This window comes from Streptomyces sp. NPDC057280 (assembly GCF_042668605.1).
Taxonomy (GTDB): domain Bacteria; phylum Actinomycetota; class Actinomycetes; order Streptomycetales; family Streptomycetaceae; genus Streptomyces.
The window spans coordinates 19,092-36,070 of sequence record NZ_JBHUYR010000010.1 but is presented as its reverse complement, the minus strand read 5'-3'; the positions used below and the strand labels follow the sequence as shown (position 1 = coordinate 36,070).

At 66.8% G+C, this 16,979-nt stretch carries 10 protein-coding genes; 9 read left to right on the top strand and 1 reads right to left on the bottom strand.

Features of this window, described 5'->3' with window-relative positions; all coding sequences use genetic code 11:
* The first annotated feature begins 537 nt into the window (after positions 1-537).
* The 6 genes from ACFUO4_RS37715 to ACFUO4_RS37690 all read left to right on the top strand — a co-directional run bounded on the left by ACFUO4_RS37715 (position 538) and on the right by ACFUO4_RS37690 (position 9,511).
* Positions 538-1,413: a hypothetical protein gene (locus ACFUO4_RS37715; RefSeq protein ID WP_383493490.1), complete on the top strand. Its 876-nt coding sequence runs from the start codon at positions 538-540 to the stop codon at positions 1,411-1,413.
* A 16-nt stretch (positions 1,414-1,429) separates the two neighbouring features.
* Positions 1,430-1,918, top strand: a complete 489-nt coding sequence (locus tag ACFUO4_RS37710) for a hypothetical protein (RefSeq protein ID WP_383493487.1) — start codon at positions 1,430-1,432, stop codon at positions 1,916-1,918.
* Positions 1,919-2,387: 469 nt separating this feature from the next.
* A complete protein-coding gene (locus ACFUO4_RS37705; RefSeq protein ID WP_383493484.1) occupies positions 2,388-6,296 on the top strand; it encodes an SGNH/GDSL hydrolase family protein in 3,909 nt (1,302 codons plus the stop codon).
* 8 nt (positions 6,297-6,304) lie between these two features.
* Positions 6,305-6,787, top strand: coding sequence for a hypothetical protein (locus ACFUO4_RS37700; RefSeq protein ID WP_383493482.1), 483 nt, complete (start codon positions 6,305-6,307; stop codon positions 6,785-6,787).
* 594 nt (positions 6,788-7,381) lie between these two features.
* Positions 7,382-8,878, top strand: coding sequence for a NucA/NucB deoxyribonuclease domain-containing protein (locus ACFUO4_RS37695; RefSeq protein WP_383493479.1), 1,497 nt, complete (start codon positions 7,382-7,384; stop codon positions 8,876-8,878).
* Positions 8,879-8,908: 30 nt separating this feature from the next.
* On the top strand, positions 8,909-9,511 hold the full coding sequence (locus tag ACFUO4_RS37690; protein ID WP_383493476.1) for a hypothetical protein: 603 nt from the start codon (positions 8,909-8,911) through the stop codon (positions 9,509-9,511).
* Positions 9,512-9,846: 335 nt separating this feature from the next.
* Here ACFUO4_RS37690 and ACFUO4_RS37685 read toward each other — a convergent pair whose 3' ends face one another.
* Positions 9,847-10,530, bottom strand: coding sequence for an HNH endonuclease family protein (locus ACFUO4_RS37685; RefSeq protein ID WP_383493473.1), 684 nt, complete (start codon positions 10,528-10,530; stop codon positions 9,847-9,849).
* A 607-nt stretch (positions 10,531-11,137) separates the two neighbouring features.
* Between ACFUO4_RS37685 and fxsT the strand changes: the two genes are divergently transcribed.
* From fxsT to ACFUO4_RS37670, 3 genes are all read left to right on the top strand, one after another.
* Positions 11,138-13,843 carry an FxSxx-COOH system tetratricopeptide repeat protein gene (gene fxsT / locus ACFUO4_RS37680; protein ID WP_383493470.1) on the top strand — a complete coding sequence of 902 codons (2,706 nt, stop codon included), beginning with the start codon at positions 11,138-11,140 and terminating at the stop codon, positions 13,841-13,843.
* 1,570 nt (positions 13,844-15,413) lie between these two features.
* The gene (locus ACFUO4_RS37675; RefSeq protein WP_383493467.1) at positions 15,414-16,148 is read left to right on the top strand and encodes a Crp/Fnr family transcriptional regulator; all 735 of its coding nucleotides are present in this window, start codon (positions 15,414-15,416) and stop codon (positions 16,146-16,148) included.
* Positions 16,149-16,298: 150 nt separating this feature from the next.
* Positions 16,299-16,814 carry a hypothetical protein gene (locus tag ACFUO4_RS37670; RefSeq protein WP_383493464.1) on the top strand — a complete coding sequence of 172 codons (516 nt, stop codon included), beginning with the start codon at positions 16,299-16,301 and terminating at the stop codon, positions 16,812-16,814.
* The last annotated feature ends 165 nt before the right edge of the window (positions 16,815-16,979 follow it).

The following is a 16,979-nucleotide window of genomic DNA, read 5'->3' as shown; positions in this document are numbered from 1 at the left end:
CCCCACAGGAGGAGTGAACTACCGGCGTCGGCGCACCGTCACTCCACCGCGGTGCGCCGTCCAAGCACCGAGGGCCCTCCCCCGCCCGTTGACGTGCGCGGTCGAGCAGCACGCGTTGCTGAAATCGATTCAGGATGCCGCCGCCGCCCCCTGGCGGCGGCATCGGGTCGTAGCCGAGCCACACCAGGGAGAGCCCATGCCCATCGCCCTCGCCGTGTCATCCGTCCTGACTGTCGTCGCTTCTTTGGCGGGCGACGACTGGAAATGAGCCGTTCCACTTATCGACTACCTATTCGCTCTTCACACGGGTGCGCAGGTGGCCGTTCCCATCCGTACCTTTCGACCAATGGAGCAATATCCCGCCAACTGCCCGGCGATACCTGTGAATTGTGATGGCAGTGTGTTTACAGTGTTCCGCCTCCCGATCACTTGCGCTTGGCCGGGGGTGTCTGCAACTGCGCAGCGGAGGGGCAGTAATTACACGGTGTGCCCTTATCCCGCTGCCACCGAGGAGACGAAACAGAAGGGACCCCCAGCGTGAGGCGCACCACGATTCTTGCCATAGGAACGGTCACCGTCGGTCTTGCGGTCGGCGCCGCGGTCATGGCGAACAGCACCGATTCACCGCCACGGGCGACGGTCGTCGAAGCGGCCCCGGCAGGGGATGCGAAGGCGCAGGTCGGAGACCCCGATGACCCGGCAACGTGGGTCCTGCCCATCCAGATGTACATGCCCACTTCCCGGCAGGCCCTTACCGTGACCTCCTCTCGCGAGGAGTTGATGGACACCTGCATGAGTGAGGCCGGCTTCCCCGAGTGGAAGCCGTCACCGGACCTCCCCTTCCTGGGCGGGGACAACGACATGGATGCCCGCTACGGCATCAACGACCTGGATCAGGCGGCGAAATCCGGCTACCACCCGGACCCGGACGCGCAGAAGGCGTACGACGACGCCATCGACGCCGACGTCGCGGGCAGCGCGACTATCGACCAGCAAGCGCTCCTGACGTGCGTTCAGAAGATCAACCACATGGTGCCACAGGTTAATACGCCGGAGCTGATCGACCGGATCGGCGGAGAATCCTGGAAGGAAGCTCAGGAGACACCCGAGGTAAAAGCCGCGTTTGCGCACTGGTCGGCATGCATGAAGGGCAAGGGCTACACCTACGCGAAGCCGATGGACGCCAACGACGACTCGAAATGGTCCACCTCGGAGGCCGGGGAGGCGAGTGCCAAGGAAAAGGCCGTAGCCGTCGCCGATGTGGAATGCCGTGACAAGTACGCCGTAGAGAAAGCGTGGTTCGACGCCGAGGCGGCGATCCAGCAGCGGGACATCAAGGAGCACGCCGCGGACCTGGACCAGCTGAAAACTGCCATGCAGGAAGCCGTTGACCGGGCCGATCAGGCCCGGTAGAGCGAAGGGAAGAATCGTGAGACGCGCGCTGGCAAAATCGATCACCGCGATAGGAATCTCCTTAGCGACCTTTCTGACTGTCGCAACGGGCCCGGCCCAGGCCAACGATTTCGACAACATGTTCGACCCGCGGGCTTGCGAGGACCAATATCACTCCGGCAAGTTCGCGTTCCACATCTTCTACAACTCGAACCTAGGCGGGTCGTACCGCAACCTCGGATACGCCGTCTACGATTTTGGCGCCGTGACGGCAGGCGGTAGCGACTCGTCCTACCAGCCTCTGAAATTCTGCCTCTTCGGAGCCTCCAATCCGTGGCCTGGCTCACTTCAGAGCATCAAGAACAATGCCGCCTCGGCCAGGAACGATCACGAAACGTACCTCGCACGCGTCTACTACAACCACGGCTACAAAGGCGTGTACGACCAGCTCAACCCCCTCGAGTCCCGGGCGAAGTTCCGGAATGTCTACAACGAGAATGCGTCCTTCAAGTGGGTCAGCCCCTGACGGGGCGCAGACCTCCGTTCTCCCACAGCGCTGACACCCCCTGCTCTTGTGGCGGCCCGCGCCCCGGACATCTCACCGGATGTGCCTCGACTTGCTCAGCCGGGTGCCGACCTCGATCTTCGAACGGCTCGAGGTCTCACGAGAGTTCTGGCACACCCATCAAGCGCTGCCCGATGCCGGGCGCGACATCCGGTGCATGCCCGGGAAGATCAGGCCGCACCGGCGCCCCGGATGGCACACGTCAGCAGGCGCTGGCCATCCCGCTCTCAGAGCCCTGGCGACTCCGCCACCCTGCCTGGGGCACGGCCGGCGTATCCGGGCTGCCGAGGTGCTCTGCCGCTGAGCCGATGCCGCCTGCACGGCGAAGCAGCGGCGTTCGTCCGATCAACTGCTCTTCCGGACCTTGGAGAACCTAATGAGACGAAGAAGCCGGCACAGACACGGATGGGTCGGCGCGGCGGTGTGCGCCGTGCTCACCGGCGGACTCCTGCAGGCTGCTGTGCCTGCCACCGCGGCACCCGAGACCAGCCGCGTAACCAAGCAGGCCACGCCGCCGCCTTCGGGCCAGGTAGAGAATCCGGGCAAGAAGCTCGGCAAGAACTGGAAGGCCTCGCCGGACCGGGCCGTCGCCTCCGCGGCCGACACCAACGGCCTGCACATCGTCACCGCAGACAGCGCCGACGCGTACGTGTGGAAAACCGCCGCCGTCCTCGCCGAACCGGGCATGCCGGCGGACACCTGGATAGGCAACGAGTGTGTGATGGACCGCTCGCACGCCGCAGTTGTCTACGCCCCCCGCACCTTCACCAACCATCAGGACCTGATGCTGGGCGGCGCATTCACTGCCATCGTCGATCTGGAGTCGGGGCAGGTAACGAAACTGCCGTTCACAGCGTCCTTGGCCTACTTCGACCCCTCCTGCAACCCGGACACCCAAACGGCCACTTTCACGTCCTTCCGGGACAACAAGAGCCGGCTCGTCACCGTCAGTACATCTGGTGACATCGTGGCCGACACGGTCGCCGCCGGGCAGATTACCTCCGCCGTCCCGGTCGCCGACGGAACGGTGGCCGCCCGAGGCCCCCGCCTGGTGCACATCAGCCCGACGGGAAAGGTCAAAAGGCTGGCCACCACGGATCATGTGCCCTACGACATCCGGGTCACGAGCAAGGACCAAATCGCCTTCCTCGACCGTGAGGACGACGAGACTGCACACGCCAAGCTGTGGTCGCGGGTTCAGAGACACCCCTCTGTGTTCGCCTCGGGCAAACTCAGCGACATCGCGCTGCAGCAAGGGGGCACCGGGCGGGTCTTCCTCACCGGTCATCCCACAGGCGCGCCAGACACCGCGGGAACCGGCGTAAGGCGCCTGGACGCGCCGGCCGACGCCGCGATCTCCAGCCACGGCCAGCTGGCTGTCGACCCGATCGTCTCACCCGGCGTCCGCGCCGGTCTGGAACACATCAAAGGCGCCGGGAAGGGCTTCACAGCCTCCGAGCCCGCGCCGCAGGACGTCAGCGCACCGCCAGGCGAACAGGAGCCGCTGACGCTGACGGCCACGGCGACGGCGACCGGAAAGACGTTCACCCAGTCAGTGAAGGAGCAGGACAGCGGATCAGGCAGTGGTGCCCTCTCTCCCGCTCTCGACGGGAGCGACAGCGGCGGGGCGCACACTCAGCTCACGCGCACCGCCGCGGCCGCCAGTGTCTCTACCAACCCTGTCGACACCGACCGCTGGTGCTCCGTCCCCCGCAACGACGTGGACAGCATGGCGCTCCAGCCGACGCCGAACCAGGTCGAATGGGCCGTGGACATGGCCATCCGCGGTGAGCTGAAGGCAAGCCGGATCACCCAGGGCGGCTGGCGTGCCCAGATCGGACTCGGCACGATCGACCCACAGGGGCTCTTCCCCAAGCCGAAGCTCAATGATGACCCGAACGCCCGCATCCCGGCCCAGGTCATGCTGGGTGTGCTCGCTCAGGAGTCCAACCTGTGGCAAGCCGAGTCAGGCGCGATACCGGGCCAGATGGGCAACCCCCTCGCCGCTGTGGCCGGCTTCTACGGCCACAAGGGGAGCACGTCCGACGAGTACTGGAAGATCAACTGGGACAAGTCTGACTGCGGTTACGGTGTCGGCCAGGTCACCGACGGCATGCGTATGGCCGGACATGCAAAGCCCAACGAGACCTTGCACAGCCCGAACGTGCAACGGGCCATTGCCCTTGACTACACGGTGAACATCGCCGCGTCCATGTACATCCTCGCGAACAAGTGGAAAGAGGTCCACACCGCGGGGCAGACCATCACCATCAACAACGACGACCCGTCCAAGCCGGAGAACTGGTTCGCAGCCCTGTGGAACTACAACCTCGGCTTCAACCCGAACAAAGGTGACGGCAAGCCGTGGGGACTCGGCTGGTACAACAACCCGGCCAACCCGATCTACCCGGCCTCCCGGCTGGCCTTCATGGACACCTCACTCGACCCGGACGCCAACCATGACGCGGCACACCCGCAGGACTGGCCGTACGAAGAGAAGGTGATGGGCTGGGCCGCCTGGTCCATCGACGCCGGCTACTCCTACGCGACGTCGGGGCGGCAGGACTGGCCCGGAGAAAGTGGCTTCTCCTCAGCCGGCTTCCGCCCAGCCTGGTGGATTAGCGAGGGTCAACGCAGCAACATCAAGCCGTCGTTGGACAAGTTCTGCAATTCCACCAACCAGTGCAACGCCGACAACCCGCCCGACTGCCCGGACGAAGACTGCTACAAGCAGTACTGGTGGCGTGGGTCGAACGTGACCTGGAAATCCAACTGCCCCAATGACTGCGGCAACGAGAACATCAAGTACCAGACGCTCGTCAACGAGCCCGGACGCGGCTACCGGCTCCAGTACGGCTCATCCACCTGCTCCACCACCGGGCTCCCCTCCGGCGCCCTGGTCGTCGAGGCGATCGCGGCAGGCAAGCCCACCTGGAGCACCGATTCCGGCTGCGCCACAGTGGCCTCAAAGGGCAGCTTCCAGTTCTCCTTCTACTCCGACGCTGCCAACAATTACGAAGCAAAGGGAGATCTACACCAGATCGGCGGGGGCTACGGCGGGCACTTCTGGTACACCCACACCCGTGACAGCGCTCATCTCGGCGGCGTTGGCGGCCGGATGACCATCGACGGCACCTGGACCCTCGGACAGAGCGTGGGATGGGCCCGCGTCTTCGCCCACCAGCCGGACACTGGGGCGCACACTCAGCAGGCCCACTACGTGATCAAGGGGGTTTCGGGTGGCGATCGCGACCGCTACATCAACACCCACTACAGCAAGAACACATGGGTCAATCTCGGCGTCTACCACTTCACCGGCACCCCCCGCGTGCAACTGACCAACGACGCCGCCGACGGCATCGCTGACGAGGACATCGCCTGGGATGCCGTCGCCTTCCAACCACTGTCCGGGAAACCGCAGCACATGATCGTCGCTATGGGCGACTCCTACACCTCCGGTGAGGGCAGTGGATCGTACTCTCCCGAGTCCGACAGGGACCATGGCAAGAGCAGCTGGAACGCGTGCCGGCGCAGCCCCAACGCGTGGCCCCGCAAAGTGACTCTCATGGGCCAGACAGCGACCATCGGCGCGCTCGCCGACCGCTACGACCCGGCGCTGGACTTCCAGTTCACCGCCTGCTCCGGAGCCAAGACCGCCCAGATGACCGAGGGCGACCCAGGCGCTTGGGGCCGGGACGGAAACTTCCACGAGAAGACCCAGATCGACTCCGGAGCGCTCAGCGAGGACACGACGCTGGTCATGCTGACCATCGGCGGGAACGACGCACGCTTCGACAACAAGATCCAGACATGCGTTATGCAAGGGTGCCCGTCGGACGCCTCGATGAAGGCTGACATCGACATCGCCGTGAGCGATACTCGGACGGTGCTGGAGCAGATCCACCGACACGCCCCGAACGCGACGATTTCACTGATGGGTTATCCGCTTCTCTTCAGCCGCACAGAGCAGTGCCCCACACTGGTGAGCGCCACCCAGCGCGTCACCCTCAACAACATGGCCCTGTACTTCGAGGACAAGCAGCGCGACCTGGCCGCCTCCATGAGCGCGGAACACGTGCTGTACCGGTCCCCGCAGTCGGCATTCGATGGGAAACGCATCTGCGATTCACCGGAAGGGATCAACGGAATCGTGGCCGGCCCGAACGGTGACGGTGACTTCCACCACGGCGACGACGTCACCCAACTCTGCTGGTGGTTCGCAGGCACGACGTGCCTCAGCCGTGAGAGCTACCACCCGAACCAGACCGGTACCAGTACCTACGCCCAGGCATTCATGACCCCCGGCCCTAACCCGATCCTGAGAACAAAGGACCAGTGAGCACAAGAATGTCCGATCACGGCACTGTGACGCGCAAGGACCGCGTCACAGTGCCGTCCCCGGGATGCCTCATCGCCATCACGGCCCCCATCCTCGTGGTGCTGATCGTCGCCTCCGTCCTCATGCTCATGTACTCCCGCCAAGAGAGTGCCAATGACCGCAATGAGAAGGAGGCCCAGCGCAAGACGGTTAGCCAGGCGCAGTCATACGCGCACGACGTTGCGGCCAAGTCCAAAGATGCCTATCCCGGACAGGAGGCTGCGACCACCATCGCCGAACAGCACGACGGCAGACTCATCTCCTACACCCCGTCGGGCAGCTCGCTGGCCACCACTGTCCGCTTCTTCGCAGAATACAAAGACACCAGCATGTTCGGCGTCTCGTACTCCCGGGCTCACCGCTGCTATTCCATCCAGTTCCGCAAGAACGCCAATGGAGATCTGCAGGAAACGACAACCCCGCTCGAGATCGAGAAGTGTGTAGATTCCTGATCCGTCCCCGCTGACTGGACTGCACTGTCCGAGTCCGGCGCCGCATGGAGGCCGTCACCGCGGGCGTCGCGCCGCACGGTGTGGCGCCGGCGCATCCTGCAGGCAGTCCTCGGGCAGATCCCGGCGCCAGGCCCTGCGCCGGCGCCACACCCAGGCGGCCCTGATGATGCAGCATGGAGCCGGTCCAGCCTTGGCTCTCACCCAGACGAAGGTGCAGACCGCTATCAGGACGTAGGGGCCATGGCTGGCGGGAAGTACCTTTCTGATCCAGGCAGAAGGCGTCACTGACGCCGGCGTCGATCTTCCAGTCGCCAGCATCCTTTCAGCACCGCACGCGGTCGAACACAGTGACCGTGTGGAACAGCGCAACGCGACGCTGCAACGCACTGCCAGCCGGAGCAGCTTGCTCGACGCCCCGGTACGGGCCCATGTCCCTGGTGAGGGGCCCGTCGAGACGGGCTCGAGGCCAGGATCCTCATCGGCGATGTGTCGGTTGCCTGTGATTTGATCAGGTCGACCCGGCGCGGACATGCCACATAAGGCTGGCTTCGCGCTGCTTTGACCAAACAGGGGAACGACAACTTGAGATCGAGAATGTTGCTGGCAGCCAGCGCGGTGACGGTAGGGCTGTTGTGCACTCACCTGGGCGTCGCACAGGCGGCAGACGAACCGGGCACGAACGGGGACACCTCGCTGACCACGAGCGTGACTCCCAACGACCCATTTGATGCACCGTCATCGTGGTCGGAAGCCACCGACGGTGACCCGGATGCCGAGACGTCAGCAGAAGAACTCGCGCTGGGCGCGGACAGTATGGCGGGGGACCCGACGGCTGGCCCGGGAGACGCGGAAGACGGTGAGCGCGTCGGATTGGTTGCTGAGCGGGCGGCCACCTGCGATGCGCAGGTGAAGGAGACCGCCACAACTCCTGGCGCGCAATACACGGCCTGCACCTTGCCGCTCGAGCCGGCCGACGAGCTTACCGCTGACGAGCAGGCTGCCCTGGCGGGCCTGGACGCCTCTGCCGACACCCCGGCCACTGAGTCGAACACCCTGGCCGGCGTCCCGGACGTCGGCCAGACCGCACCGCAAAGCGCTGCGCGCACCGATGCGGATGAGGCGGCCGCCTCGCCCGCGGCGGCCGACGAACCAGACCCGGTGACCGCGGCCGCCAGGCCCAGAGCGTGGCAGGAACCCCAGTGGTGCATCGACAAAGGGGTGGACAGCACCTGGTACATCGAGCGCATGCGCGGCTGTGGCATATGGCGCTCTGAAGTCGTCGCTGTCGACGTCCGCACCGGTGAGAGGGTCGGCGGTATCAAGTACCTGGTCATCGGATACTCCTTCTCCGCCCGGGACTCCAAGACCTGGGCCTACCAGGTCAGGCTGCTGGAGTCACAGCGATGGGGCCGGGCAGTGACCGGTACCAAGGCGTATGGAAGCGCCTCGTGCGTCAACAAGTGCAAAGTCGTCGACAAGAGCTTCCCGTCGCAGACCATCTCCAAGCACTCCGAGCCCTACGGGCAGTTCTTCATGAGCACCACCATCGATACCTCCGCCGCCAAGCAGCGGGGCACCGGCCGCAGCAAGGCGTCCTGGAGGTTCACCAACCCGCAGTGGGCGGGCCCGTCCGACGCAATGAAGCTTGCTACCGTCGACGTTCGTTGCGACAACGCCCTGCCCGGCGCCCCGCGCCAGGTTGGCTGCGTGAATCTGAAGGCCGTGCCAGTGATCCGCTACAGCCTGAACGGACCGTGGCCCGACATCGCCAAGCACATCAAGGACGCTCAGGCCCAGGGCCTGCCGGGCAAATACGGCACGACGCATTACCTGACCCGGCTCACCGACCGCGCGAAAATCAGAGAGAACCGGAACAAGGCATGCCCGACGAGCCTGGAGCGGCCACCGGGTAAGTCCTGCGACGAGTACCCCTTCGCCAGCACCTGGCAGGGCGCCCGGTACGGCGGCGGCGACTTCAGTCGCCGCATGGTCAACGCCCAGCAGAACGAAAAGGCGGGCAAGGCCCTCAAGGGGTTCTACACCTACGCCCGTGTACTTGAAGGCGACCGGTTCCTGGTATGGATCGCCTAGAGCAGCCCGAGGAGAGCAGGCGAGGCCACCATGGATGAACAAGCCCCTACCGACAGCGACCTGGTGGCCGTGGAGTACCACCGCTTCCAGATCACGGATCCGGACGGTCCGGTAGCCGACGACGTGGACGCGAGTGTCACCGGTCTGGTGTCTGCCTCGGGCGGCATGATCGAGGTGAGCACGGGGATCCATACCGGAGACGTCCGCGTCACGGTCGAGTCGCATCTGCAGCGGCCCGATCCTGGCACGGGCTGGGAGGAGATCGCTGAGATTTCCTGCACCTCCTCGTCCGGGGAACTGCTCGTGACGTCGTTCATGGACGAGCCGGCGGATCTGCCGTCACTGGCCGTCCAAGGCGCCGGTACGTATCGGTTGCGTGTCCATGCCCGCGGCCGGGACCGTGCCGTCGACCACACCGTGATGGACGACGTCGTGGAGTTCTATCTGATCCAAAGCTGGCCCGCTGCACACCAGGACGCTGTGCTGGTGAAGGCGGCGGACGGCTACGGAGCCCAGGTACGAGCACGGCGGGCCAGTGACACCGTCGTCATTGACCACGAGGACTCGCTCACCACCCGGAGTGGCCGGGAACGCGACATCCTGCGCCGGGCCGAACGCGGCGAGTACTTCTGACCCGTGATCACCCACCGTTCCGGTCGGCGCGGCACACCCGTTCCGACCGGAACGCCGGGCTTCCGCTGAAGCCTGCGGACCAGTAACTCCGCAACGGCATGGCGGCCGGGGCCGCTCACCGGCCACGCAGTAAGTTCCGTTTGGTCGCTGTACTCAGGAGACGAACCCGGCGAAGGACTGCGTCCAGGGCGGCATGACCCTTGAGGTCACCTCACCGGACGCCAGCCGTGGCACCTCCGGCGACATCTTCGACATCACCGCCTGCTCCGCTCGGGGTCTTGCCGATAGGTGAAAAGAAGCAGGGCCCTGGCATCGTGGGCCCGGTCGGGTGGTGGTCAGCGGGCGCGGGTGACCTCGATGGGCGCGTGGGGGCAGGCGTCGAGGATCTCGGAGATCGCCGTCTGTTCCGCGGTGTCGATGGCAAGGTTCCAGCGGGTTTTGATGGCTACCCAGTCGGTGACGTAGGTGCAGCGGTAGCCGGCGGCCGGGGGCTGCCAGGTGGCGGGGTCCTGATCGCTCTTGCTGCGGTTGCTGGCGGCAGACACCGCGATCAGGGCGCGGGAATCGTCGAGGTCGTTGGCGTAGGCCTGGCGTTCGCCGGAGCTCCATGCGGAGGCACCGGAGTCCCAGGCTTCGGCGAGCGGGACGAGGTGGTCGATGTCGAGGGCACGGGCGGCAGTGAAGTAGGTGTCGTCGTAGGGCGAGTACCACGAGCCGCCGCTCAGCGCGCAGTTCGCGCTCTGCTCGGGGGCGACGACGGCTTCCTCGAGGAGCACTTCCGCGCGGGTGCTGCAACCGTCGCGGTCGGCATCGATCCAGTGGCGGAACTTGGTGCGCTCATAACCGGTGCGGTCTTCGTCCTGAACAGTGAGGGCGGCCAGCGCGTCGCGGACGGGTACGGCGATGGTGTCGCCGGGAGCAGCGTGCGCGACGTAGGCGGCGTGCGCGGTGCTGGGGGTGAGCAGGGCGGTGAGAGTGCAGACGACGGCTGCCGCGGTGGCGGTGCGGGCAAGACGCACGGGGTGAGGTTCCTCTCGAGGATCACCAACAGGTCAGGGGGTCTTCGTAGCGGCAGCGGGGCAGTTCACGTGCGGGCTTCGATTCGTGGCTCACCCGCCCGGGCGGGTAAGTCGCATCATCGACCCGCGCACATCGGCACGTTGCCCCGCTGGCGCTGGCCGGCCCCGGGTGCGCGATGGCACGCGAGGAAGGAGCCGGTTCGCCGCGCGCTGCGGGCGCTTCGGTGCGAGACTGGCTGTGTGCCCGTCAGGCTCCCCCGTCTTGGCGGGCACAGCCGCGCTCCGGCCCGGGCGCGCGGGCCGTTTTCAATGGCACGAGACCCCGGCCGTTGCCATGACAAGGGCGGCCGGGGTCTTGTGGTGCACTTCGTTGACCAGCCGGTTCAACGAGCACTCGACGGCTGACGTCACGCTGTGGGCGCCGAGGCGGAGCGCGGTTCGAAGCCGGGCCGGCCAGCGCAGTGGGCCCGCGCCGACGGCGTGCGACGCGGACCCACCTGGACCCTACCTTGCTGCCGTGGACGGATGCTGGTGAACACCGTGCCCGTCAAGGACCCCTGCTCCTACGCTGGTTGGTGGTTTACGGCGGCATCGTTCGGGGGCTTGGATGGCTGGCACGGGGGCGCCTGACGGCACGTCGGGCGGGGTGTGGTTCATCAGTTATGCGGGTGCGGATCGTGCGTGGGCGGAGTGGATCGCCTGGCAGCTCGTCGATGCCGGTCTGCAGGTGGAGTTGGACTGCTGGGACTGGGGCGCCGGCGACAACTTCGTCCTGAAGATGAACGCCGCCCTCGAGCGGGGCCGCTTCCTGGCGGTGTTCTCGCCGGCCTACTTCGAGCCGGAGCGCTTCACCACGCCGGAGTGGACTGCGATGGTGGCGATGCGGGAGAAGATCACCCCCGTCCGCGTGTCCGACGTCGAAGCTCCGCCGATCTTGCGCGCGGTGATCTCCCGGGATCTGTTCGGCATCGAGCAGGCCGACGCGCGCAGGGTGTTGCTGGAAGCGGTCAACGGTCCATCCCGGCCCCAGGCCGAGCCGCCCTTCCCTGGCTCCGGCCCCGGCGGGGTGTTGCGGCAGTTGGGTGGCAGTGGTCCGCGGCTGCCCGGGAGCCTGCCGCGCGTGTGGAATGTTCCGGCCCGCAACGCGTCCTTCACCGGCCGCGACACCCTCCTCGTTCAGCTGCGCCAGGCCCTGGCGGCGGACAGCCGGGTGGCGGTGCAGGCGTTGCACGGCCGGGGCGGGGTGGGCAAGACCCAGTTGGCGATCGAGTACGCGTACCGGTTCGCGGGTGAGTACGAGCTGGCGTGGTGGGTCGCCGCGGAGGATGCTGCCCTAATCCCCGACCAGCTCGCCGCCCTCGCCGCCCGGATCGGGGCCGCACCGGCCGGCACGCCCGCGACCGAAGCCGTGCAGCTGCTCCTGGAGGAGTTGCGGTCGCGGTCGCGGTGGCTGCTGGTCTTCGACAACGCCGAAGACCCCGAAGCCCTGTCCAGCTTCCTGCCCGGCGGCACCGGACATGTGCTGATCACCTCCCGCAACCCCAACTGGCAGACGTGGGCCACCCCTCTGAGCGTCGACGTCTTCTCCCGCAGCGAATCCCGCGATCTGCTGGGCAGCCACCATCACGTCCTGGACGATGCGGATGCCGACGAACTTGCCCGGGCGCTGGACGATCTCCCCCTGGCGCTCGCGCAGGCCGGCTCACTCCTCAGAGGCGGCCTGTCGGCCATGGACCTGAAGGGCGAGCTGGCCGCGAATGCTGCGGCGGTGCTGGCGGAGGGGCGCCCGGCCGATTATCCGGTGTCGCTGGCCGCGCAGGTCCGCCTGACCGCTGGCCGCCTGGCGGCCGAGCACCCGGACGCACTGCTCTTGCTGGCGGCGCTGGCCCTGCTGGCCCCAGAACCCTTCCCCGTCACCGTCTGCGCCGGCCGTCTGCCAGACCAGGTCTCCGCGCCGCTGGCCAAGGCCCTGGAGTCTCGTCTGGCGGCGGGTCCAATGTTGCAGGCTATTGGCCGGCACAGTCTGGCCCGGGTGCAGGACGGCAGCGTGCAGCTGCACCGGCTGACCCAGACCGTGCTCGCCGACCAGCTCACCGCCGACCAGCACCAGCAGGCCGCCCGGGATGTTGAAGCACTCCTTTCCGCAGCCCATCCCGGCAACGTGACGCAGCCCGCGACGTGGCCCCGGTGGCGGCAAATGCTGCCTCACCTCCTCGCCGTCGACCCCGCCTCGATCACCACCGAGAAGGGGCGGGACGTGGTGCGCGACGCCTGCTGGTACCTGATGGACCGCGGCCAGGTCCGCCCCGCCCGGGAAATTTTGGAGGAGCTATACGACACCTGGTCCCGGCAGCTGGGCCCGGACCACGAAGACACTCTGCGGACCGCCACTTACCTTGCCCGCGCTTACAACGGCCCCCAGGACTATGAGCGGGCCCGCGCGTTGGACGCGGACACTCTCGAGCGGCGCCGTCGGCTCCTGGGAGAAGAACACCCCGACACCCTGCGCACGGCTTCCAATCTGGCGGTCCGTCTGGCGGCGGTGGGGCGGTTGGAGGAGGCGCTGGTATTGGGTGAGAAGACGCTGAGGCGGCAGCGTCGGGTGTTGGGTGAGGAACATCCCGACACCCTGCTTACGGCGTCGAACTTGGCCATCTGGCTGGGGGATGCGGGTCGGGTGGAGGAGGCTCTGACTCTGGAGGAGAGCACGCTGGCGCGTTGGCGTCAGGTGTTGGGTGAAGAGCATCCCGAAACCCTGCGCACGGCGTCCAATCTGGCGATCCGTCTGGCACATGTGGGTCGGGTGGGGGAGGCGCTGACCTTGGGTGAGGAGACGCTGGCGCGGCAGCGTCGGGTGTTGGGTGAGGAACATCCCGACACCCTGCGCACGGCGTACAACCTGGCGGTTCGTCTGCCAGATGTGGGGCGGGTGGAGGAGGCGCTGGCGTTGGTGGAGGAGACGCTGGCGGTGCAGCGGCGGGTGCTGGGCGAGGAGCATTTCCACACCCTGATCATGGCGTCCAACCTGGCGATCCGTCTGGGGGATATGGGTCAGGCGGAGGAGGCAGTGGGTCGGGTTGAGGAGGCGCTGGATCGGCAGCGGCGGGTGCTGGGCCAGGAGCATCCCGACACCCTGATCATGGCGTCCAATCTGGCGATCCGTCTGGCACATGTGGGTCGGGTGGAGGAGGCGCTGGCATTGGGCGAGGAGACGCTTGCCCGGCAGCGGCGGCTGTTGGGTGAGGAGCATCCCGACACCGTGAGGTCCGTTGAGGTGCTGCACTGGGTGAGGCAGCAGAAAGCTTCAGAGTGAGCACTTCAGGGCAGGCCCTTGTACGGCCTACAGGAACGGCTTGAACTGGGGCGTGTCCATGCCCTAGTTGTGCTGTTCGGGCCGCCGAGGGAAGGCGTTGGTCGGCAACGGTGACTCGGGCGTGCTCGCTGCGGGTGTTGGAGCAGGACCTCCTGCATTGTGCAGTTCCGGAAGGCGCTGGAGGCGGCGGGTGCGCTGGTGTGGCTCCGGGCGGTCGCAAGGTGAGGCGTGGGGCGCGCGGGTCCAGGTGGGGTGTGCGCGGGTCGCTGTGGGCGGCGCAGAATGTGATGCATGTTACTCTACGTGCCGGTTCGGTCATTTTCTGTACATCCTGATCGGTATCGTGCAGCGGTCATCCTCAACTCGTCGGTGCTGTAACAAAACTGACAGAGTGAAAGGCCTGCGGCACGTGTACGAGCGCCGCGTCGCGCGCCGGGGGTGCGGGGTGAAGCGGGGGAGGCTCGTGGCATTGTGCACTAGTCGACATTCGGGATTTACTGAGGTGCCGGGCTTCGATTCCCGTTCGATATCCCGGATCTATGCAGTGGCATTGCATTCGGGGCGAGGTTTGCGTTCTTTGCATCCGAAGTAGAGCCTCCGGCGGAAGCATATTCCGGCCCTGTCGTGCGAGGTGGTTCCGGTCCCAGGTTGACCAACCGGTTTGCGGTCAGGGTCCGTCGCGGGCGTAAAGCTATGTTGACCGGGTCTGTTGATTCTTGAACGATGATTATCGTCTGATCGCGCTCTCAAGGGCCCGTGGGGTGGGGAGCGTGCCGTTCCGGTGGGCGCAAAGCGGGCAAAACGCGGGGCGCGTGGCGTGCCGTCTTGACGTGGCCCGCGCTCCCCGCCGCGCCCCGCAAACCCCTACGAGCGGGGGGTTTCGAGCGGCTATCGGGTGGTAAACCGTCATGGGCGGCCGTAGGGGAGTGACCTTAACAGCAGCCGTGGTGTTTACTGGGCACCGGTCTGATCCTGGTGGGTCCGGACCCTTTCCGGGAGGTCTTTGGGGGTGGTGCCCCGGAGGCCTCCCGTTCTTTTCCCGGCGTTTACATGCGAGCCGTCTGCCGCTCACCTGGGAAAAAACCTTCGGCCTCCTCGCAGGCCTATCCGGAAATAAATGCGGCATATTCAGGATATTCATCCTCGGGTCATTGCTTGAAAGTCTGGATTCTGGCGCGTAACAAAGCCCTACCGGTAGGGGTTTCCGGCGTGATCAAAGTTTGCCAAGTAACTAGTGAAAAAGGCGGCTAGCTTGGGACTCGCGGCGGGCTGTAGCGTATTCCCGCCGAACGTCATCTCCAGGCCTTGCCCGGCTCACCACCAGGCGCGTTCCACCTCCCGGAGAGGGCGCCGGACCCACCACCTGGGACCCCGCATTCGTGCGGGGTCCCAGGCAGATCTACCGAACGAGGACCAGTCCCATGAGCACCGCCATCGTTGCCGGCGCCCGGATGTCCCGCCTGTGCGGACACCGCGCCCCCGCGCCCGTGACAGACCGTCACCACGACACGCCGCGGGGCGCGCGCCCCGCCCTGTACGCTCCCGCCCGCGCGTCGAAGGGGGTGTGAGCATGCCTCCCGCTCTCGACATCGCCCGCACCACCGACCTCTACCAAGGCCACGAGGACAAGCCCCACGGCAGCTTCATCCAGCGCCTGCCCGCGGAGGTCTGGCATCGTCTGCTCCAGACCGGCCTGCACAGCCGCACCTTCGAGCGCGACGACGTCCTGCCGATGGGACCGCAGGCCCCGTACGTCTACATCCTGTGGGAGGGCGTGGTCCGCCAGGACCGCTACCCGCTGGGCCGCGGGGACAACGTCCCTTCCATCACGCGTTTCCGCGGCCCGGGCCAGCTGGTCGGTGAAGCCGCCCTCCTCTCCCAGGCCGCCTCGGTCGCCACCCGCTGTTTGACCCGCACGGTCGCGATCCCCTGCGCCGCCCGCTACTTCGCTGCTCTGATCGAGCGCCGCCTGCCCCAGGCCCGCCATGCCCTGCTGTGCAGCCTGGAAGAGCGCAACCGCAGCGACGAGGCCGTCTACGCCATGGCGATCCGCCCGCCCCTGGAACGCGTCTCCCGGCTCCTGGCCCACCTGGCCGACACCGCCGGCGTCCCCGACCCCGACACCGCCGGGCACATCGTCATCACCGGCCCCGGGCAGAAAGACATCGCAGCCGCCCTTCAACTGGCCGTCTCCACCACCGAGAACGCGCTGCGCACCCTGCGCCACCACGGTGTGATCGAGGCCCGCTACCGGCAGTTTGTCGTCCGCGACGTCGACGCGCTGCGCCACTTCGTCGGGGCCTGACACCACCCCCGACAGCGCTTTTCCCGCGCGGGCCCGCCACACCACGGTGTCGGCCCGCCCGGACCCATCATCCTTCCCCCGACGTCGCACACTCCGTGCACCCCTGTACGGGATCGGCGTCTCCCCATTCATGGAACGGACCTCCGACAGATGATGACCACCATGCTGGCGATCGGCACGGGCGCCGGCACCCTCGCGGTGTCGACCGTCTCCGCGCTCACCGCCGGCATCCTGGGCACTTACAGCCTGCTGCACCACCAGCAGGTCTTCGCGTGGATGCGCAGCATCCGCCGCACCGACCAGACGAACGCCGAACTCGACAAGGTCGACCAGTGGCTGGCCGACCTGTACAAGGCGCAGTGCCGCCTCGCCCACAAGCCCTGCCGCAGCGAGGACTTCGAGGACGTCACCCAGATGGGCACCATGCTCCGCGGCGTCGCCGACCACACCCCCGCGATCGCCCCCGAGCTGGCCCGAGTCCTCGAGCGCATCGAGGAGTACGTCGACACCGCGCTGCCCGAGCCCGCACCCGCCGCGGTGAAGATCCCCGTCCTGGAGCACCGCACGCAGCTGGTGAAGGCGATGAAGCAGGAGAGCGCCCGCGACGAGCTAGCCCGGGCCGTCGTGGCCGCCCAGCAGAAGATCACCCAGCTCAAGCGCGGCTGAGCATCCCGCCCTTCCACCCGGCCACCCCCGCAGCGGCACCGGATCCGTCGCCACGGCCAGCCACGCTGGTCTCGGATCCGGTGCCGTGGGGGTGAAATCTGCAGCAGCGAGCGCCCTGCGGCCTGCCGAAGACCGGGGCCCGGCAGGAGTGTCGGCCTCTACGCT